Genomic DNA, 19638 nt, shown 5'->3' with positions numbered 1-19638 from the left:
CTCAGGGATTCACGCGCAGGCCGAGCAGGAAGGTGTTCTCCCGGAAGCTGGACCCGGCGACCGTGCTGTCGAACTTCTGATAGATGTACGTGCCGCGCAGGGTCAGCCAGCGGGTGAAGTGGTAGTCGAGCCGCGCGGTCGCCGAGAACCCATTCTCGCGGATGCTGCTGCTCTGGTAGTCGTTCCGGAGATACGATCCGCCGAGGACGATCGAGAGGTTGCGCAGCAAGTCGTGCTGCACCTCGAGCGTCGCGACCTCGGTGAGCACGCCGCTGGAGCCCGGGATCGTCGTCTCGGTGACGCCGGTCGCGGCGGTGAGACGGACGGTCGTGAGCGGACTCGCCGCCCAGACCAGGGCCGCGTTGAGCAACGGCGCGTTGATGTCGCGCAGGCTCGGATCGACGTAGGTCCGATGCTGGATGCCGGCGGAGATCTCGCCCGTCACCGAGCGCGCGAGGCCGATGCTCGTCCCGAAGGCGACCGCAATGCCGTCCGAGTCGCGCCGGACGCCCGTCGCGTCGAAGGGGCGGTCGTAGACGCGCGTGTCGCCGAGTAGGTCGATGAACGGGCTGAAATCCGGGTTGATCTCGTAGGCCGTGCGCAGCTGCAGGCTGTACTGGTTCAGGTTGCGGTCGGACTGATTGACGATCGTCCCGTCCGCCAAACGCGCATTGTCGAACTCGGAGCGGTCGACGGACCCGCGCAGGCTGACCGACAGGCGGTTGAACGTCTCCGTCGCCCCGAGCGAACCGCCGTAGACGGCCAGGAGCGGCCGTGTCGTGGCGGTGGCAGCCTGGAGGTTGGCGCTCGACGTGCGCTGCGTATCCACCAAGAACCGCCCCTCCGCGTCGATGCGCAGGTCCCGGTTGGCGTCGATGCGCAGCCGGACCACGCCGTCTGCCGCGGGGCGGCTCGCGGCCTCGTTCTGCGGGGTCTCGAGGTACGAGCCCCGGAGCGAGCCCTGCAGCGAGCTGGAGGACCAGTTGCTCCGAAAGTCGACCGTGGCGTCGGTGCGCAGCGCGACCGAGCTTTTGGCGATCTGGCGGGTGGTCTGGTCCGGGTTCGAATCGTAGCCCACGCTCTGGGCGAAGGTGGGCAGGACCGTGAAGGTGCCGACCTGATAGCCGATCGGCGCGTAGGCCGGATCGGTGGGGATCGCGCGCGCCAGGTCGGTGCCGAGGATGAAGCCCGGGGTCAGGAGGCCGAGGGCCGGCGCGATCGACTGGAACGGGAGGATCGGCCGGATCGGCGTCACGACCTGCGGGTTCGGGACCCCGACGACCGCCTGCTGGACCACCGGCGTCAGCCGCAGCGCCGGCGGCGGGATCTGCGTGACGTCCTGAGTGACCCGCCGCGTCGCCGAGCCGATCCGCCGCGGCGGAGCGGCGCGCGTGCGCAGGAGAGGCGACGGCGCGAGATTGGCCGGTGCCGTCGAAGATCCGCCGGTGCGCCGTCCCCCCGTGGTGACGCGGGTGCTGAGCTGGGACACGCCGGGCTGACCCGGGATCTGCGTCTGCGCGGGGGGCGAGAGCGGCGACCGGAGGCTGTCACCGCCGGTCTGCTCGCCGCCCGCCGCGTCGCCGCCGAGCGCCCCGCGATTCTGGTCGCGGCTCAGGCCGTCCGGGATCGTGCGCTTGAGTGTGGGCAGGCCGTTCGGGCCCGTGTCCTGGCCGATGCCGGGATTGTCGGGCTGGCCGGTAACCGGGCTGGTCGCGTCGAACCGCTGGGCTGCCGCCGGTGCCGCGAGCGTGACGCCGAGCGCCGCGGCGGCGAGCCGCATCCTCCGCCGTTCCCACCGGTCAGCCGCCGTCCGCACCTGATCCCGGTCTCCGCCAAAGTCCCCGGCCAGAGCGCGGAGATTGCAGGTCACACCACCCCGGAACAGTGCCGGTATGGTTAATGAACCCTAGCGGCGACGTGGTTAATGCCCCGTCAACGGCGGTGGGGCGGAAGGTTTGCGGCCCATCGATCCGATCTCACCTGTCGATCACGAATACGTTTGAGATATTTCGTGCACTATGCTACATAGGTGCAGACTTCGGTCGACTCCGAGAGGAATTGATCGGCCTGAATGATTGTAACTCTTGAGGTTTGCCGTGAGTGAGAACGCAGGCAGTGAGCTCAGCCCGGCGATCGGGCTCGCGGTCGATATCGTCGCCGCTTACGTGTCGAACAACTCCGTTCCGGTGTCCGAACTTCCCGGATTGATCGGCGGTATCCACGCGGCGCTGAACAGTTTGACAACTCAAGGTCGCGCCGCGAACTCAAGCGTCGAGAAGCTCAGTCCGTCGCAGATCCGCAAATCAGTCACGAATGATCACATCGTCAGCTTCGAGGACGGGAAGCCGTACAAGACGCTCCGGCGTCACCTGACGCTGCGCGGCCTGACGCCCGAAGCCTACCGGGAGAAGTGGGGCCTGCCCCGGGACTATCCGATGACCGCGGCGAGCTATTCGGCGCAGCGATCGGAGTTGGCACGCGCCCTCGGGCTCGGACAGCAGCGCCGGAAGACCCGCGGAGGGGCCGCGGCCACCATCGAGGCGCCCCCTGCGCCGACTGCGAAGTCGCGGAGGCGGAAGAAGGTACCGGCTGAGTGAGAGGTCCGAGCGGGGGCTAAGCCGCGTCGTATCCGCGAGGCGGCCCTTGCGCGCCGCGCAACTGTGCGCCGCGCCTCCGACGCTATCCATCGGCGACCGCGCTGCGATGCTGCTCTGCACCATCGAGCTCAGCCCGCGCCGAAGGATGTCCCCGTGCCGCCCCTGCCGATCCTCGCCCTCGCCGTCGCCTCGTTCGGGATCGGCACGACCGAATTCGTCATCATGGGCCTGCTCCCGGAGGTGGCGCAGAGCTTCGGCGTCACCATTCCCCAGGCCGGCTATCTCGTCTCGGGCTACGCCATGGGCGTGGTCGTGGGCGCGCCGATCGTGGCGATCGCGACCGCGGGCCTGCCGCGCAAGACCGCGCTGCTGGCGCTGATGGCGGTGTTCCTGGCCGGCAATCTCGGTTGCGCGCTGGCGCCGAGCTACGCCCTGCTCATGGCCGCGCGGATCCTGACGGCCTTCGCGCACGGCGCGTTCTTCGGCATCGGCGCCGTTGTGGCGCGGGATCTCGTGCCGCGGGAGAAGCGCACGCAGGCGGTCTCGCTGATGTTCGCGGGCCTCACCCTCGCCAACGTGCTCGGCGTGCCGCTGGGCACCGCCCTCGGGCAGGAGGCGGGCTGGCGCTCGACCTTCTGGGCGGTGGTCGTGATCGGGCTCGCGGCCGGGCTCGCGATCCAGCTCTGCGTGCCGGACGGGCTTCCCGGGACCCGCGGCCGGCTCGTCAGCGAGTTTCGCGCGCTCGGGCGCTGGCCGGTCCTGCGGCCGATGCTGATCTCGACGCTGTCCTCGGTGAGCTTCTTCACGGTGTTCACCTACATCACGCCGTTCCTGACCGGCGTGACCGGCTTCACGCCGCAGGGCGTGACCGGCGTGCTGTTCGCCGCCGGCACGGGCCTGACCGTCGGCAATCTCCTCGGTGGGCATCTGGCCGACCGGGGCCCGATGGCCACCATCGTCGGCAGCTTCCTGGGCATCGTGGCGGCCCTGCTGGTGCTCGCCGCGGTCGCGCACCATCCGGCGCTCACGGTGGCGGTCGTGGTGCTCTGGTCGGGCCTGGTCTTCGCCCTGGTCTCGCCCCTCCAGATCTGGGTCGTGGAGGCGGCGAGCGACGCGCCGAACCTTGCCTCCACGCTGAACCAGGGCGCGTTCAACCTCGGCAACGCCACCGGCGCCTGGATCGGGGGCACGGCGCTGACCCTCGGGGCCGGCTACGGCCAGCTCCCGCTGATCGCCGCCGCGGTGTCGCTCGCCGGGCTCGGACTGGTGCTCACCGCGGTCGGCCGCGGACGCCGGAGCGTCATACCGGCATCCGCGCCCGGAGCCTGATCGATCAGTCGGCCCGGACGAGGTCGCCGAGCAGGCTCGCCGCCACCGTCGCCTTGGAGACCGTGAGGCCGGAGGCGCTGATCGCGTCCACGGCCTCGCGGATCCGGGCGAGCGAGGTGCCGCGCGCCCGGATCCAGGCCTCCACCGCGTCCGGCCCGGCGCCGAGATCCGCCACGACCTCGGCCGTCAGCTTGCGGTGCGCGGCAGCAATGCCGGCGCCCGCGCGCTCCAGGGCCACGCGGTCGAACGTGTCGGCCACCGGGACGGTCCGCGCCGCGGCGGCGAGGTCGTCCAGCCGGAAGGCGTGCTCCAGGGCGAAATGCGTGGCCGCGACCTCCTCGACTGGGCGCCCACTGGCCTCGGCGACCCGGACGATGTCGGGGGCGGAGATCAGCGCGCTGAGCGAGGCAAGGCGCCGCGCCTGGGCCGGGGCCATGCCGTGCCCGGTCAGCTCCGCCGCGCGGGCGCCGATCGTCGCCAGCGCCTCGTCGCCGAGCACGTTGGGGAGGGCGGCCTCCACGGCGGCGATGCCGTCCCGGTAGCGGGCGACCACCGGGGCGAGGCCGCCGCCCAGGTCGAGGTTGCGGATGAACCACACGATCCGGTTCGTCAGCAGATCCTGCACCTCCGCGTAGAGGTCGAGCTGGCCCTGGCCGGGAATCCGACCGCCGAGGCCGTCGATGGCAAGGTTCAGCTCCATCAGGCCGAAGGCGTCGCGGGTCACCGCGTAGGCCTTGGCGATGGTCGCGGCGTCCGCGCCGGTGCCGTCGACGAGGCGCGTCACCAGCGACGGGCCGCCGCGATTGACGATGATGTTGGCGAGCGCCGTGGCGATGATCTCGCGGCGCAGGCGGTGTCCCTTGACGGCATCGGGGAAGCGTTCGCGCAGTGCCTTCGGGAAGTAGCGCTGCAGCTCCCGGTCGAAGTACGGGTCGTTCGGCACGGCGCTCTCAATGATCGCGTCGTGCAGCGACAGCTTCGCGTAGGCGAGCAGCACGGCGTATTCCGGGCGGGTCAGCCCCTCGTTCCGCCGCATGCGCTCGGCGAGCGTGCCGTCGTCCGGCAGGAACTCCACCGCCCGGTCGAGCCGGCCCTCCGCCTCCAGTGCCTGCATCGTCCGCATGGCGAAGCCGGTCTCCCCCAGCCCCCCGCGCTGGGCGAGGGACAGGGCGAGCGTCTGCAACTCGTTGTTGCGCAGCACGAGGCGCCCGACCTCGTCGGTCATGTCGGCGAGCAGGGTGTTGCGCGCCTCGTAGCTGAGCCTGCCGTCCCGCTCCGGCGTCATCAGCGCGATCTTGATGTTCACCTCGACGTCCGACGTGTTCACGCCGGCCGAGTTGTCGATCGCGTCGGTGTTGAGGCGGACGCCCGCGCGCGCCGCCTCGATGCGCCCGCGCTGCGTCAGGCCGAGATTGGCGCCCTCGCCGACGACCTTCGCGCGCAGCTCCGGCCCGGTGATGCGCAGGGCGTCGTTCGCGCGGTCGCCGGCATCTTCGTCGGTCTCGGTGGTGGCCCGGACATAGGTGCCGATGCCGCCGAACCAGAGCAGGTCGGCCGGCGCCTTCAGGATCGCCTGCATCAGCTCGGTGGGCGTCGCCTCGGACCGGTCGAAGCCCAGCGCCGACCGGATCGCCTCCGAGAGCGGCACGGTCTTAAGGCTGCGCGGGAACACGCCGCCGCCCTCCGAGATCTGGCTCTTGTCGTAATCCGCCCAGGAGGACCGCCCCAGATCGAACAGGCGCCGCCGCTCGGCGAAGCTCGCCGCGGCGTCCGGGTTCGGGTCGAGGAAGATGTCACGGTGGTCGAAGGCCGCGATCAGGCGGATGCTCTCGGAGAGGAGCATGCCGTTGCCGAACACGTCGCCCGACATGTCGCCGACGCCGACCGTGGTGATCGGGTCGGTCTGCACGTCCACGTCGATCTCGCGGAAATGCCGGCGCACCGCCTCCCAGGCGCCGCGGGCGGTGATGCCCATGCCCTTGTGATCGTAGCCCTGACTGCCGCCGGACGCGAAGGCGTCGCCGAGCCAGTGGCCCTTCTCCAGCGAGAGGGCGTTGGCGATGTCCGAGAAGGTGGCGGTGCCCTTGTCGGCGGCGACCACCAAGTAGGCGTCGTCGGAATCGTGCCGCACCGTGTCGGGCGGCGGCACGATGGCGTTGTCGACGATGTTGTCGGTCAGTTCGAGCAGCGTGCGGATGAAGATCCGGTAGCTCTCGGTCCCCTCTTGCATCCAGGCGGCGCGGTCGTAGGCCGGCGGCAGCCGCTTCGGGAAGAAGCCGCCCTTGGCGCCCACCGGCACGATCACGGCGTTCTTCACCTGCTGGGCCTTCACGAGGCCGAGGATCTCGGTGCGGAAATCCTCCGGCCGGTCGGACCAGCGCAGGCCGCCGCGGGCCACGTAGCCGAAGCGGAGGTGCACGCCTTCGACGCGGGGCGAGTAGACGAAGATCTCGAAGAACGGCCGCGGCAGCGGCATCGCCGTCACCTTGGCGCAGGCGAACTTGAAGCTGATCGTCTCTCGCGGCTGCCCGTCGGCGCCTGTCTGATAGAAGTTCGTCCGCACCGCCGCCTCGACGAGGTTGACGAACCGGCGGAGGATCCGGTCGTCGTCGAGGCTCGTGACCTCGGCGAGCGCCGTCTCGATCTCGGCGCGCACCTCGGCCTCCCGGGCGGCCCGATCGCCGGCGAGGGCCGGGTCGAACCGGGCGCGGAACAGGGCAACGACGGCGCGCGCGATCCCGGCGTGGCGGCTCAGCGTGCCCGCAAGGTAGTCCTGCCCGTAGCGGATGCGCAGCTGGCGCAGGTAGCGGCCGAGGGCCCGGAGCAGGGCCGCCTCACGCCAGGGCAGGGCCGCCTCCAAGACGAGCCGGTTGTACCCGTCGGACTCGGCGATGCCGTCCGCGATGGCGAGCATCGCGGCCTCCAGCGGGCGTTCCAGCGCCGCGAGGTCGATCGGGGCGCCGGTGGCGCGCTCGATCAGCATGTCGTGCAGCCAGACCCGCGCGGCCTCGTCCGTCTCGGACGGCGCGATCTGGTACGTGCGCTCGTTGATGACGCGGAAGCCGAGATTCTCGAGCGCCGGGACCCGGTCGGACAGCGCGATCGCCGTGCCGCGCGAGAACGCCTTCAGGCGGACCTGTGCGGCGGGGTCGCTGGGCCGCCGATCGAGATGGACGGCCCGCGGCTGCGTCTCGCCGAGGCTGTCGAGGATCGTCACGTCGGCGACGGCGACCTCAGGCTGAAAATTGTCCCGATAGGCGGCCGAGAACGCGTCGCCGTAGCGGGCGGCGAGTTGCCGCGCGCGGTCGCCCCCCTGGGATTCGGCCAGCGCCGCCCGCAGCGCGTCGCCCCAGGTCCGGACCAGGGCGACGATCCCGGCCTCCAGGGAGGCGGGATCGTGCTCGGGGCTGCCCTGATCGGGCAGACCGATGATGTAGTGGATCCGGGCGAGCGAGCCTTCCGGGTAGTCGGGGTAGGACGCGCTGAGCCGCCCGCCGTAGGTCTCGGCCAGGTAGCTGCCGATCCGTCCCCGGATCGCGGAATCGTAGCGGTCCTTCGGGACGTAGACGAGCAGCGACACGAAGCGGCCGAACCGGTCGGGCCGGGACAGCACGCGGACCCGCGGGCGGTCGGCCAGGGCGGCGATGGCCAGGGTGAACCGGTAGAGCCGCTCGCCGTCGATCTGGAAGAGTTCGTCCCGCGGGTAGCTCTCCAGCACGGCGAGGAGGCTGCGGCCGGCATGGCTCGTCGGGTCGAGGCCGGCGCGCTGGACGACGGCCTCCACCTTCCGGCGCAGAACCGGAATGTCGCGGGCCGGGCTCGTGTAGGCGGAGGCGGTGAACAGGCCGACGATCCGCACCTCGCCCGACAGCTTGCCGAGACCGGAGAACAGCTTGACGCCGACATAGTCCAGGTAGGCTGAGCGGTGGACCCGGGACTTCACGCTGGCCTTGGTGATGATCAGCGGCTGCGGCTCTTCCAGGAAGGCGAGGATCTCCGGCGTGTAGTCCACCGGCGTCCGGCCGCGGCGCAGGGGCGTCGCGCCGGGATCGCGGAGCACGCCGAGGCTCGACCCCTCGACCAGCGGGTGGGCGTCGCCGGCGATGCCGTGCTCCTGCATGCCGAGGATGAGGAACTGGCCGTCGGTCAGCCATTCGAGAAAGGCGCGCGCCTCCTCGGTCTCCGGTTCCGGCATCGGGGTTGGCCCGCGCCCGAGATCGGCGGCGAGGTCGGTGAGGCGCGCCAGCATGGCGTCGTGGTCGTCGCTCGCCAGGGCGACATCCCGGTAGACCGTCGCGAGGGCGTTCAGGAGCCGCTCGCCGGTCTCGGCCGCCACGGGGTCGAGGTGGATGTGGATGAAGCTCTCGCGCGCGAGACTGCCCTGCGCGTCCGCGGTCGTCTCCCCGACCACCCGGATGAGCCCGCCGGCACCGTCCCGCTCCACCCCGAGGATCGGGTGCGCCACGAGCTGCGGGGCGAGGCCCTGCTCGGTCAGTTCGGCCAGGGTCGAGTCCAGCAGGAACGGACGGTTGTCGTTGATCACCTCCAGGACCGTCGTCTCGCGCGCACGGCCGTCGCGCACCAGCTGGCTGTCGCTCAGGCGCAGCCGCGCCGGGTCGCCCGGCCTCCGCGGCTCGGACAGGAAGGCGCGGGCGCGGGCGGCGAGATCCGCCAGGACAGAGGGATCGTAGGGAGCGAGATCCTCCGGCGTCACGCGGCCGAACAGGTCGCGGACGAAGCCGCCGGGTCCGCCCTGCTCGGTGACGATGTCGGCGGCCGCCTCTATCAGCCCGGTGCGGGCCGTCTTCTGCTCCGAGGAGGACAACGCCGTCGCGGTCTCGAGTGTCATCGCGCTTCTCCCGAACCGGGTCACTCGCCCAAGCGATAGCAGCGTGACCGGCCGTGTCGATGACAGCGCCCGCCCGTTTCCGGGCCAACGGGTGTCGATCGCTGCGAACCGTCAGCTTCGCCTTGCCGAACGCCCGATGCGTGCATATACACCCATACCTTGAGCGCCCCGTCACCCGAGCCGTGCACCTGCTCCGCCCTGCGTCGCGCCACGCGGGCGCTGACGGCGATCTACGACGCCGCCTTGAAGCCGACCGGGCTCCGCGTGACCCAGTTCGCGATCCTGCGGCTGCTGGACCGGCTCGGACCGGTCCCGGTCTCCCGCCTCGCCGCCGAGGCAGCGCTGGAGCGCACCACGATGGGCCGCAACCTCGACCCGCTCAAGCGCCGCGGCTTCGTCTCGGTCACGCCCGGCGCGTCGGATCCGCGCGAGCGCCGCGTGTCCCTGACCGCGTCGGGCCGCGAGGCCCTCGCGGCCGCGACGCCCTACTGGCGCGAGGCGCAGAGCCGTATCAACGCCCGGGTCGATCCCGCGACCGTCTCCGCCCTGGCGGAGTCCCTGATCTCCGCCGCCTGACCGATCCGCCCCGCTTCCGGAGCCCGTCCATGACCGCCCTGACAGAGACGCGCCCCGGGTCGCGCCTGCACTACGCCTGGATCGTCGTCGCGGTGACCTTCCTGGTCCTGCTCGTCGGGGCCGGGGTCCGGGCCACCCCGAGCGTGCTGATCGTCCCCTGGGAACGGGAATTCGGCTGGACCGCGGCCACGATCAGCGTCGGCATCGCGCTCAACATCTTCCTGTACGGGATGATCGGCCCCTTCGCGGTGGCGATCATCGAGCGGTTCGGCCTGCGGCGCTCGGTCTGCGGTGCGCTCCTGATCCTGGCAATCGGCACCGCCGCCACGAGCCTGATGACCGCGCCCTGGCAGATGGTCCTGCTCTGGGGCCTCGTCGTGGGATCCGGGTCCGGCATGGTGGCCAACGTGCTCGGCGCCACCGTGGCCGGGCGCTGGTTCGCCAGGCGCCGGGGTCTCGTGCTCGGCCTGCTGACCGCGAGCAGCGCCACGGGTCAGCTGGTCTTCCTGCCGATGCTGGCCTCGATCGCGGTGGGGCAGGGCTGGCGCTCCGTCTCTCTGGTGGTCGCCGCCGCGACCCTGGCGCTGATCCCGCTGGCGGCCCTGTTCCTGCGCGACCGGCCGGCGGATCTCGGCCTGCCCCGCTACGGCGAGGACGCGGTGACGCCGACGCCGGTGCTGACCGAGAACCCGGCCGTGCGGGCGCTCCGCGGCCTGCGCATCGGCCTGCGCTCCCGGGATTTCTGGCTGCTCGCCGGCACGTTCTTCATCTGCGGCGCCTCGACCAACGGCCTGATCGGCACCCACCTGATCCCGGCCTGCATCGATCACGGCATCGCCGAGGTCACGGCCGCCGGCCTGCTGGCGCTGATGGGGATCTGCGACTTGGTCGGCACTACGGCGTCGGGTTGGCTCACAGACCGGTTCGACTCGCGCAAGCTCCTGGCCTGGTACTACGGGCTGCGCGGACTCTCGCTGATCTTCCTGCCCTATTCCTTCGACTACAGCTTCTACGGCCTGTCGCTGTTCGCGGTCTTCTACGGGCTCGACTGGATCGCCACGGTGCCGCCCACCGTCCAGCTCGCAGGCAAATCGTTCGGGGAGGAGAACGCCGCGCTGATGTTCGGGTGGATCGCGGCCGCGCACCAGATCGGCGCGGCGTCGGCGGCGTGGCTCGCCGGCATGGTCCGAACCGAGAGCGGCACCTATCTCGGCGCCTTCGTGGCGGCCGGCCTGCTCTGCCTCGTCGCCGCCCTGATGGCCGCCTTCGTGGGCCGCAAGCCCGACGCGCCGGCCCTGCGCCCGCTGCCGGCCTGAACTGCGCGGCGCGGGCAGGGTTGTCACAACTGTGCCGTGAAGGACGAGCCCTGATCGGCCCGTTCCCGCGCACCCCGAGAGCCCGCCGTGACCATCGCGATTCGGCCCGTGCCGCCGGTCCAGGACGTCCGCGCCCCGCGGCCCTGGTCCGGGCCGGGCTTCGCCGAGTTCGTCGCCATCATCGCCCTGATGATGGCGGTGACGGCGATCTCCATCGACAACCTGCTGCCCGCCTTCCCGGCCATCGAGGCGCGGTTCGCGGTGGCCGATCCCAACCGGCTGCAGCTCCTCGTCTACGTCTACATGATCGGCTTCGGCTTCGCGCAGATCGTCTACGGGCCGGTCTCCGACGCCCTCGGGCGACGGCCGGTGCTGCTGGCAAGCCTCGCCGTCTACGTGATCGGCTGCTTCCTCGCCATGGTGGCGCCGAGCTTCGGCTGGCTGCTCGCCGCCCGGATCATCCAGGGCATCGGCGCCGCCGGTGGGCGGGTGCTGTCGGTGGCGATCGTGCGCGACCGGTTCGCCGGCCGCGAGATGGCGAGCGTCATGTCGCTCACCATGATGGTGTTCCTGATTGTCCCGATGATCGCGCCGGCGATCGGCGGCATGATGCTGGCGCTGGGCTCCTGGGTCTACGTCTTCGTCTCGATGCTGGTCCTCGCCTTCTGGCTGACGATCTGGTTCTCCCTGCGGATGCCCGAGACGCTGCACCCGGAATATCGCCGGCCGCTCTCGCCGGCCGCGACCTGGGAGGCGATCCGCCTGACGCTGAAGACCCGCGTCGCCGTCGGCTACGCCACCGCGCTCGGGCTGATGACCGGCTGCATCATGGGCTACGTCGGCTCGGCGCAGCAGGTCTTCGATACCGGCCTGTACCACCTCGGCCCGCTCTTCCCGCTGGCCTTCGGGCTCGTGGCGGGCGCCATGGGGGCGGCGACGCTGATCAACGCCCGCGTGGTCCGGCGGCTCGGGATGCGGGCGATGTCGCACAGCGGCGTCATCGCCTTCACGCTCGTCGGCCTCGCGCAGGTCGGCGTCGCGCTGGCCTATCACGGCCACCCGCCGCTGGCCCTGTTCCTGTCGGTCCTCGCGGTGAACCAGTTCCTGATCAGCTTCGCGATGCCGAACTTCAACGCCCTCGCGCTGGAGCCCCTCGGCGCCATCGCCGGCACGGCCTCGTCGTTCCTGGGCTTCTACACCACGATCCTGGGCGCGTTCTGCGGCTTCCTGATCGGCCAGTCCTTCGACGGCACGGTGCTCCCCGTGGCGATCGGCTACGCGAGTCTCGGCGCCCTGTCGCTCCTCGTCGTCGCCTGGACCGAGCGTGGCCGCCTGTTCCGCGGCGGCGTCGGCGGTTGAGGCGTCGGTTGAGGCGGCGTCCTTAACGGGGTCTTCAGCGGAAAGTTGCAACACTGCTGTCCTGATCCACCCGACCGGACACGCCGATGCTCGCCCGCGCCCAGGACGCAACCCTCCTCGTCGCGCGCCTGCTGCTGGCCGCCGCGCTCCTGCCGACCGGGATCGCCCGGGCGCTCAACGTGTCGGGGTTCGCGCTGACGCTCGCGGGGGCCGGGATGCCGTTTCCCAACGGCGTCGCCACCGCCGCCGTGGTGGTGCAGGTGTTCGGACCGCTCGCCCTGATCCTCGGCGTCCTGCCGGGGCTCACCGGGCTGGCGCTCGCGCTCTTCGCCGCCGTGACGGCCTTCGTGCTCCACCCGTTCTGGTACTATGTGGGACCCGCCGCGGTCGCCGAGCGCACGCTGATGCTGGCCGATCTCGGCCTCGCCGGCGGGTTCCTCATGTACGCCCTGAGCGGTCCGGGCGCGCTCAGCTGGCAGGGCTGGCGCGCCGGAACTCGCGCGGCGGCGCCCAGCGCGAAGCCCGCCTCCGCGAAGGCTTCCGGCAAGGGCAGCGCGCCGCGGAACGCCGGCAAACGCGCTGCCGGCCGGCCGCCGGCCCGCGCCGCGGCCTGATCAGCCGTGCCGCGGCCTCATCTCGGTCGTCGGGGCGGGCGGCGCGGCAGCCACCTTCCGCCCGGAGATCTCCGCGCCGGCATCCGGCGACAGGTTGCGGAAGGCCAGTGCCGAGGCCGCCGAGATCACGGCGACGGCGAAGAAGGCCGGCCCGAAATCCGAGGCCTGGATCTCCGTTCGGCCGTGGAACCCGGCATTCCCCTCGAGCGCCAGCGCGCCCAGCGTGACGCCGAGGCTGAGCGACAGCTGCTGGCAGACGCTGGCGAAGCTCGTGGCCGCGCTCATCTCCTTCGATTCGAGGTCGGCGTACGCGATGGCGTTGACGCAGGTGAACTGGATCGAGCGCGAGCAGCCGCCGACGAACAGCAGGATCACCATGATCCAGTGGGGCGTCTGCGCGGTGTAGAACCCGTTGACCGCCAGGAAGGCCGAGGCCAGCAGCGCGTTCCAGACCATCAGGGCGCGGAAGCCGGTGCGGCGCAGGATCCGCGGCCCCAGGGTCTTCACGAACATCGCCCCGGCCGCCGCCGCGAAGGTGATCAGGCCCGACTGCAGGGCGTCGAGCCCGAAGCCGACCTGCAGCATCAGCGGCAGCAGGAACGGGATCGCCCCGGTGCCGATCCGGAACAGGCTGCCGCCGAGCACCGCGACCCGGAAGGTCGGCCGCCGCATCAGGTCGAGGCGGACGATCGGGTAGGGCACCCGCCGGGCATGTGCCCAGTAGAGCGGCAGGAGCACCGCGCCCGCGGCGAGGCAGCCCCACGACACTTCCGCCGGCAGCAGGTGGCGGCCGAGGGAGGCGAGGCCGAGCATCAGGGCGGCGAGGCCGGTCCCGAGCAGCGCGAAGCCGAGCAAGTCGAGGGGCGGTCGCTCCGGCTCGCGCACGTCCTCGAAGTACAGGCTCGCCAGCACGATCCCGGCGCAGCCGATCGGCAGGTTGATGAAGAAGATCCAGCGCCAGTCGAACCACGTGGTGATCAGGCCGCCGACCGGCGGACCGAGCACCGGGCCGACCAGCGCCGGGAAGGTCAGGTAGGCGAGCGCCGTCACGAGCTGCGATTTCGGCACGCTGCGCAGCACCACGAGGCGCCCGACCGGCACCATCATGGCGCCCCCCATGCCCTGGAGGAAACGCGCGGCGACGAACCACGCGAGGCCGTTCGCGGCCGCACAGGCGAGCGAGCCGGCCATGAACACCACGAGGGCCGCGCGGAACACCGTCCGCGACCCGTACCGGTCGGCCATCCAGCCGCTCACCGGGATGAAGATCGCGAGGCTGACCAGGTAGGAGGTCAGCGCCAGCTTGAGGGCGATCGGGTCCTCGTGGAGGCTCGCGGCGATGCTCGGGAGCGCCGTTGCGATCACCGTGGAATCGGTGTTCTCCATGAACAGCGCGGTGGCGACCGTCAGGGGGACGATCCAGAGCGGTCTTTGGATGGTCGCGGGCATCATACAGCAGACGCATGTGGCGCCGCCGCGGTTGTACGGCAGCGCGGCCACCTCGCACCCTCGTGTTTCGCGAATGTATCCCCCGTGCAACAGAGGTTGAGCCGCAGCGCGGGGCCACCTTTTTTGCGGGTGCGCCAATGGCTAAGTTTCCATCACGCGTCCGTGAGGCCGCTCCAGCCGGCCCGGGGCCGGCGCGCGAGGATTTCGATGCAGTCCAGCCCCAGCAAGGTCCGCTCCGTGGCGCGGATCGCCGCCGGCGTCGCCCTTCTCTCGATGGTCGCCGCCTGCGGCACTGTCCTGCTCAACGATCGCGGCTCGCTGACGCGCTACGACCGGCTCAAGTCCAGCGATCAGGTCGCCTCGGCCTCGCGGATCTACGTCGACCGGCCGGCCCTGGCGAAGGCCCGCACCGTCCGCATCATCCCGACGGCGTTCCACGCCGACGTGTCCGGCGCCGCCCCGCTGACGGCCGCCGAGCGGCGGCTCATCGCCAACGCCGCCGACCGGGCGCTGTGCTACGACCTGTCGCTGAAGTACGACATCGTTACCAGCCGCGACGCCGACCTGACCGTGCGGGCGCAGGTCACCCGCGTCGATCCGACGGACCTTCTCGGTGCCGGCGCGACCATCGCGGGCTCGGCGGGCGTGACGGTCGCCTCGCAGCTCGGCCTGAGCTTCGCCGAGGGTGTCGGGCGCGTGCCGATCCCGCGCGTGCCGATCGGGCTCGGGAGCCTGACGGTCGAGGCCGAGGCTCTGGACCGGCGCCGCGAGCAGCGGGCCGCCATGGTCTGGGGCGGAGCGGCCAACTCGTTCACCAGCCAGCCGCGCTTCTCCCGCGCCAGCGACGCCTACGACCTCGCCGGGGAGTTCGGCCAGGATTTCGGCTACATGCTGGCGACCGGCGACGACCCGTTCACGGCCCCCAACACGATCCCGACTTGGGACCGGATTCGCATCACCACCCTGGGCGAGGCGCCCCTCGACCCGGACTGCGAGGCCTTCGGCCGCGCGCCGGGCATCGACGGCATGCTCGGCGACTATATCGGCCTGCCGCCCGAGTACACCGACAAGGGCCCGGCCAGCCCGGCGATGCGCTGAGGCGCATGCGCCAACTCCGCGTCTGACCGCGGACGTCCGTTCACGGCACTGCCGCGCCCGTCGAGCGGGCGTGGATAAGCCTCGAGCCATGCACGTTTTCGCGCTGCGACGCATCAACCGCGCATTGGCGCCTTCGCGGAGCCCGTGATACTGGCACTTGCCAACCCGATCCCGCAGCGCGGCCTCCATGCGCGCTGCCGTCCGAGGAAAGTTGGCACATGGCCCGAGTAGAAACCGCATCGATCATCGAGGGACTCACCTTCGACGACGTGCTCCTGCGGCCCGCCGCCTCCTCGGTGATGCCGACCGAAGTCAACGTCGCCTCGCGGCTGACCCGCACGATTCCGCTGAACCTGCCGATCCTCGCCTCGGCGATGGACACGGTCACCGAGGCGCCGATGGCGATCGCCATGGCGGCCAACGGCGGCATGGGCGTCATCCACCGCAACCTCGAGCCGCCGGAGCAGGCCGAGCAGGTCCGCCTCGTCAAGAAGTACGAGTCCGGCATGGTTATGAACCCCATCACCATCCACCCCGACGAGACGCTCGCCGACGCCTTCGAGGTGATGAAGCTCAACCGGATCTCCGGCATCCCGGTGGTCGAGCGCGGCCCCAACGGCTCGCGGGGCAAGCTCGTCGGCATCCTGACCAACCGCGACGTCCGCTTCGCGACGAACTCCAACCAGCCGGTCGCCGAGCTGATGACCCGCGACCGCCTGATCACGGTCCGCGAGGGCGTGACCCAGGACGAGGCCAAGCGGCTGCTTCACCAGTTCCGGATCGAGAAGCTGCTGGTCGTCGACGACCATTACCGCTGCATCGGCCTGATCACCGTCAAGGACATCGAGAAGCGCGTCGCCTACCCGAACGCCGTCAAGGACGAGCAGGGTCGGCTGCGCGTCGCCGCCGCCACGACGACGGGCGACAGCGGCTTCGAGCGGGCCGAGCGCCTGATCGACGCCGGCTGCGACGTGATTGTGGTCGACACCGCCCACGGCCACTCGATCAAGGTGCTCGATGCCGTCGCCCGCGTGAAGCAGCTCTCGAACGCCGTTCAGGTCATCGCCGGCAACGTCGCGACGCGGGACGGCGCCAAGGCGCTGATCGATGCCGGCGCCGACGCCATCAAGGTCGGCATCGGCCCGGGCTCGATCTGCACGACCCGCATCGTGGCGGGCGTGGGCGTGCCGCAGCTCACCGCGCTGATGGAGGCGGTCGAGGCGGCCGGCGAGGCCGACGTCCCGGTCATCGCCGACGGCGGCATCAAGTATTCGGGCGACCTCGCCAAGGCGATCGCGGCCGGCGCCTCCGTGGCGATGCTCGGCTCGCTGCTCGCCGGCACCGACGAGGCGCCCGGCGAGGTGTTCCTCTACCAGGGCCGCTCCTACAAGTCGTACCGCGGCATGGGCTCAGTGGGCGCCATGGCCCGCGGCTCGGCCGACCGCTACTTCCAGGCCGAGGTGAACGACACCCACAAGCTCGTGCCGGAGGGCATCGAGGGGCAGGTCCCTTACAAGGGCCCGGTCGGCAATGTCCTGCACCAGCTCGCCGGCGGCTTGCGCGCCGCCATGGGCTACGTCGGCGGCGCCACGATCCCCGAGTTCCAGGAGCGGGCGCAGTTCATCCGCATCACCAATGCCGGCCTGCGCGAGAGCCACGTCCACGACGTGACGATCACCCGCGAGAGCCCGAACTACCCGTCGCGGACCTGAGGGACCGATGCGCACGCTGATCGTCGGGGCCGGCGCGACCGGCGGCTATTACGGGGCGCGCCTCGCCGAGGCGGGCGCCGACGTCACCTTCCTGGTCCGGCCGGCCCGGGCGGCGAAGCTGGCGGCGGACGGCCTGAACGTCCGCTCGCCGCTCGGCGACCTGCACCTGCCCGCTCCGCCCACCGTCACGGCCGATAGGCTGGCCGGGGCCGGGCGGTTCGACCTGATCCTGCTGTCGTGCAAGGCCTATGACCTCGACAGCGCCGTCGCTGACCTCGCGCCGGCCGTGGGCCCCGACACCGCGATCCTGCCCGTGCTCAACGGCATGTCGCATCTCGACGTGCTCGACGCCCGGTTCGGTACGGACCGCGTTCTCGGCGGTTCGTGCGCGATCGCCGCGACGCTCGCGCCGGACGGCGCGATCCGCCACATGAGCGAGCTGTGCAGCATCACCTACGGCGAGCGGGACGGGTCGCGCTCGGCGCGGATCGAGGCGGTCGACGCGCTGATGCGCGGCCTCAAGTTCCAGCCGCGCCTGAGCGACGTGATCCTGCAGGAGATGTGGGAGAAGTGGGTGTTCCTGGCGACGCTCGCCGGGGCGACCACGCTGATGCGCGCCGCGGTCGGCGACATCGTGGCGGCACCCGAGGGCGCCGCGCTGATCGCGGCGCTGCACGCGGAGTGCACGACCGTTGCCGCGGCCAGCGGCTTCGAGCCGCGGGCCGTGGTGGCGGAGCGGGCGCGGGCGCAGCTGACGGCGGCCGGGTCCACCTTCACGGCCTCGATGCTGCGCGACATCGAGAACCGGGGTCGCATCGAGGCGGACCACGTGATCGGCGATCTGATCGCCCGCGGCAGGCGGCTGGCGCCGGAGGTTCCGTTCCCGCTCCTGACCGCGGTCTATACCGGCCTCAAGGCCTACGAGGCCCGGCGGGCGCGGGAGGCGGCCTGAGCCGCACCCCGCGCGGATGTCTCAGTAGCGGCCGGGCGGCGGCGGGGGCGGGTTGCCGTATTCCAGCTGCGTCTTGGCATCGACCCGCGGACGCGGCACCGGCGTCAGCTCCGGCTGGGCGGCGGGCGCGCTCGCGCAGGCGGCGAGCGAGGCGGTGACCAGGGCCGCGAGGGCGACGCGAACGGTGGACGTCATGGGCTAGGGTACTCCCGGGATGCGCCCGGCGACGGACCGGTCTGGTCCGGGGCGGGCGGATGCCATACGACACGCGGCGGCCCGCAGGGCGGACCGACCGCAGCACGGTCTGCGCCGCGAAGGTGCAGGAAGCTCGGCCGTAACGTGGCGGCATCGTGGGCCAAGCGTGGCCGTTTCACGTCATAGTTCACGGCGTCGTTCATAGCGTCGCTGAGGCATTCCGAAGGATCCGAACCCTGACCCCCGCCGCTCGCTGCTCCGCCGCCATCGAAGTCCTCACCGATATCGCCGAGCGGCGTCGGCCGGCCGCCGACGCCCTGAAGGACTGGGGTCTCGCCCACCGCTTCGCCGGCTCGGGCGACCGCGCGGGCATCGCCAGCCTCGTCTACGACGCCCTGCGACGGCGCGCGTCGGCGGCCTGGATCATGGGCGCGGACACGCCGCGCGCCGTCCTGATCGGCACGCTGCGCCTCCAGCAGGGGCTCGCGGCGGGTTCGGTCGCGACCCTGTTCACCGGCGAGCGCTTCGCGCCGGCTCCCCTCAGCGACGACGAGCGCGCGCGCCTCGACGGCGGGACGCTGCAGGACGCGCCGCCGGAGGTGGCGGGCGACGCGCCGGCCTTCGTGCTCCCGGACCTCGCGGCTACGCTCGGCGACGACCTCGTCCCGGAGCTGAAGGCGCTGGCGCGGCGCGCGCCCCTCGATATCCGCGTCAACGCCCTGCGCGGCGACCGCGACGCGATCCTGCCGGCGCTCGCGGCCTACGACGCCGCGCCGACACCGCACGCGCCGGCGGGCCTGCGCGTCCCGATCGGCGCCGACGGGCGCGGTCCGGCGCTCCACGTCGAGGCCGAGTTCCTGGAGGGCTGGTACGAGATCCAGGACGAGGGCTCGCAGCTCGCCGCCCTCCTCGCCGCGCCGCGCGCCGGCGAGACCATCGTCGACCTCTGTGCGGGCGGCGGCGGCAAGACCCTGGCCCTCGCGGCGGAGACCGGCAACGGCGCCCGCCTGATCGCCACCGACGGCGATCCGCGCCGGCTCGCGCCGATCCACGAGCGCCTGCGCCGGTCCGGCGCGCTGGCCGAGGTGCGGACTCCGCGCAGCGGCAAGGCGCGGGCCGACGTGCTCGAGGACCTCGACGGCAAAGTCGACCGGGTCGTGGTCGACGCGCCCTGCACCGGGTCCGGCACGTGGCGTCGGAATCCGGACGCCAAGTGGCGCCTGCGGCCGGGGAGCCTCGCGCTGCGGACCGCCGAGCAGGCGCAGGTCCTCGATCGGGCGGCGCGACTCGTCAGGCCCGGCGGCCGGATCGTCTACATCACCTGCTCGCTGCTCTCGGCGGAGAACGACGCGGCCGTCTCCGGCCTCCTGTCGGGCTGGCGCGGCCGCTTCGACGTCGTCCCCGCGGACGAGGTGCTGGCAACAGGGCCGGATTCGCTCCGGTCAGCCGTGCGGAAAACGGCCCACGGGATCCAGATGAGCCCGCTGCGGACCGGGACCGACGGCTTCTACGTCGCCGTCATCGCGCGAAAGAGCTGAGGCGCGCCGCCGCGACGGAACCCGCCTCGCGTCCTTGGGCGTTGCCCCCGCGCT

14 protein-coding genes are annotated in these 19638 nt (G+C 71.8%); 10 read left to right on the top strand and 4 right to left on the bottom strand.

Annotation, left to right across the window (positions count from 1 at the left end; all coding sequences use genetic code 11):
• Window position 1 precedes the first annotated feature (1 nt).
• The gene (locus BLW78_RS07270) at window positions 2-1780 is read right to left on the bottom strand and encodes an outer membrane beta-barrel protein (protein WP_091678037.1); all 1779 of its coding nucleotides are present in this window, start codon (window positions 1778-1780) and stop codon (window positions 2-4) included.
• A 316-nt stretch (window positions 1781-2096) separates the two neighbouring features.
• On the opposite strand from BLW78_RS07270, the gene BLW78_RS07265 reads away from it, so the two are divergent.
• Together BLW78_RS07265 and BLW78_RS07260 are read left to right on the top strand one after the other, a co-directional pair.
• Window positions 2097-2597: a Ros/MucR family transcriptional regulator gene (locus BLW78_RS07265; RefSeq protein ID WP_091678299.1), complete on the top strand. Its 501-nt coding sequence runs from the start codon at window positions 2097-2099 to the stop codon at window positions 2595-2597.
• A 153-nt stretch (window positions 2598-2750) separates the two neighbouring features.
• Window positions 2751-3926, top strand: a complete 1176-nt coding sequence (locus BLW78_RS07260) for an MFS transporter (RefSeq protein WP_020091453.1) — start codon at window positions 2751-2753, stop codon at window positions 3924-3926.
• 4 nt (window positions 3927-3930) lie between these two features.
• Here BLW78_RS07260 and BLW78_RS07255 read toward each other — a convergent pair whose 3' ends face one another.
• The gene (locus tag BLW78_RS07255) at window positions 3931-8775 is read right to left on the bottom strand and encodes an NAD-glutamate dehydrogenase (protein ID WP_091678036.1); all 4845 of its coding nucleotides are present in this window, start codon (window positions 8773-8775) and stop codon (window positions 3931-3933) included.
• 159 nt (window positions 8776-8934) lie between these two features.
• Between BLW78_RS07255 and BLW78_RS07250 the strand changes: the two genes are divergently transcribed.
• The 4 genes from BLW78_RS07250 to BLW78_RS07235 all read left to right on the top strand — a co-directional run bounded on the left by BLW78_RS07250 (window position 8935) and on the right by BLW78_RS07235 (window position 12640).
• Window positions 8935-9351: a MarR family winged helix-turn-helix transcriptional regulator gene (locus tag BLW78_RS07250; protein WP_091678033.1), complete on the top strand. Its 417-nt coding sequence runs from the start codon at window positions 8935-8937 to the stop codon at window positions 9349-9351.
• Window positions 9352-9380: 29 nt separating this feature from the next.
• Entirely contained in the window at window positions 9381-10667 is a 1287-nt protein-coding gene (locus tag BLW78_RS07245; protein ID WP_091678028.1) for an MFS transporter, read from the top strand.
• 192 nt (window positions 10668-10859) lie between these two features.
• Window positions 10860-12026, top strand: coding sequence for a multidrug effflux MFS transporter (locus tag BLW78_RS07240; protein WP_091678296.1), 1167 nt, complete (start codon window positions 10860-10862; stop codon window positions 12024-12026).
• A gap of 86 nt (window positions 12027-12112) precedes the next feature.
• A complete protein-coding gene (locus BLW78_RS07235) occupies window positions 12113-12640 on the top strand; it encodes a DoxX family protein (RefSeq protein WP_091678025.1) in 528 nt (175 codons plus the stop codon).
• Here BLW78_RS07235 and BLW78_RS07230 read toward each other — a convergent pair whose 3' ends face one another.
• Window positions 12641-14089, bottom strand: coding sequence for an MFS transporter (locus BLW78_RS07230; RefSeq protein WP_091678293.1), 1449 nt, complete (start codon window positions 14087-14089; stop codon window positions 12641-12643).
• A 207-nt stretch (window positions 14090-14296) separates the two neighbouring features.
• Between BLW78_RS07230 and BLW78_RS07225 the strand changes: the two genes are divergently transcribed.
• The 3 genes from BLW78_RS07225 (at window position 14297) to panE (ending at window position 17851) form a co-directional block, all read left to right on the top strand.
• Window positions 14297-15187, top strand: a complete 891-nt coding sequence (locus BLW78_RS07225) for a DUF3313 domain-containing protein (RefSeq protein ID WP_091678023.1) — start codon at window positions 14297-14299, stop codon at window positions 15185-15187.
• Between the two features lie 218 nt (window positions 15188-15405).
• A complete protein-coding gene (gene guaB / locus BLW78_RS07220) occupies window positions 15406-16899 on the top strand; it encodes an IMP dehydrogenase (RefSeq protein WP_091678020.1) in 1494 nt (497 codons plus the stop codon).
• Window positions 16900-16906: 7 nt separating this feature from the next.
• Complete coding sequence (panE, locus tag BLW78_RS07215) at window positions 16907-17851, top strand: 2-dehydropantoate 2-reductase (RefSeq protein ID WP_091678017.1); 945 nt, start codon at window positions 16907-16909, stop codon at window positions 17849-17851.
• 21 nt (window positions 17852-17872) lie between these two features.
• On the opposite strand, the gene BLW78_RS31305 is transcribed toward panE, so the two are convergent.
• Window positions 17873-18046 (bottom strand): hypothetical protein, encoded by a 174-nt coding sequence (locus BLW78_RS31305; RefSeq protein WP_165923052.1) that lies wholly within the window; start codon window positions 18044-18046, stop codon window positions 17873-17875.
• A 155-nt stretch (window positions 18047-18201) separates the two neighbouring features.
• On the opposite strand from BLW78_RS31305, the gene BLW78_RS07210 reads away from it, so the two are divergent.
• Window positions 18202-19584, top strand: a complete 1383-nt coding sequence (locus BLW78_RS07210) for an RsmB/NOP family class I SAM-dependent RNA methyltransferase (RefSeq protein ID WP_244526819.1) — start codon at window positions 18202-18204, stop codon at window positions 19582-19584.
• Window positions 19585-19638: the final 54 nt, after the last annotated feature.

Source organism: Methylobacterium sp. 275MFSha3.1 (assembly GCF_900108435.1).
Lineage (GTDB): Bacteria > Pseudomonadota > Alphaproteobacteria > Rhizobiales > Beijerinckiaceae > Methylobacterium.
This window is presented reverse-complemented; position numbering and strand designations above follow the sequence as displayed.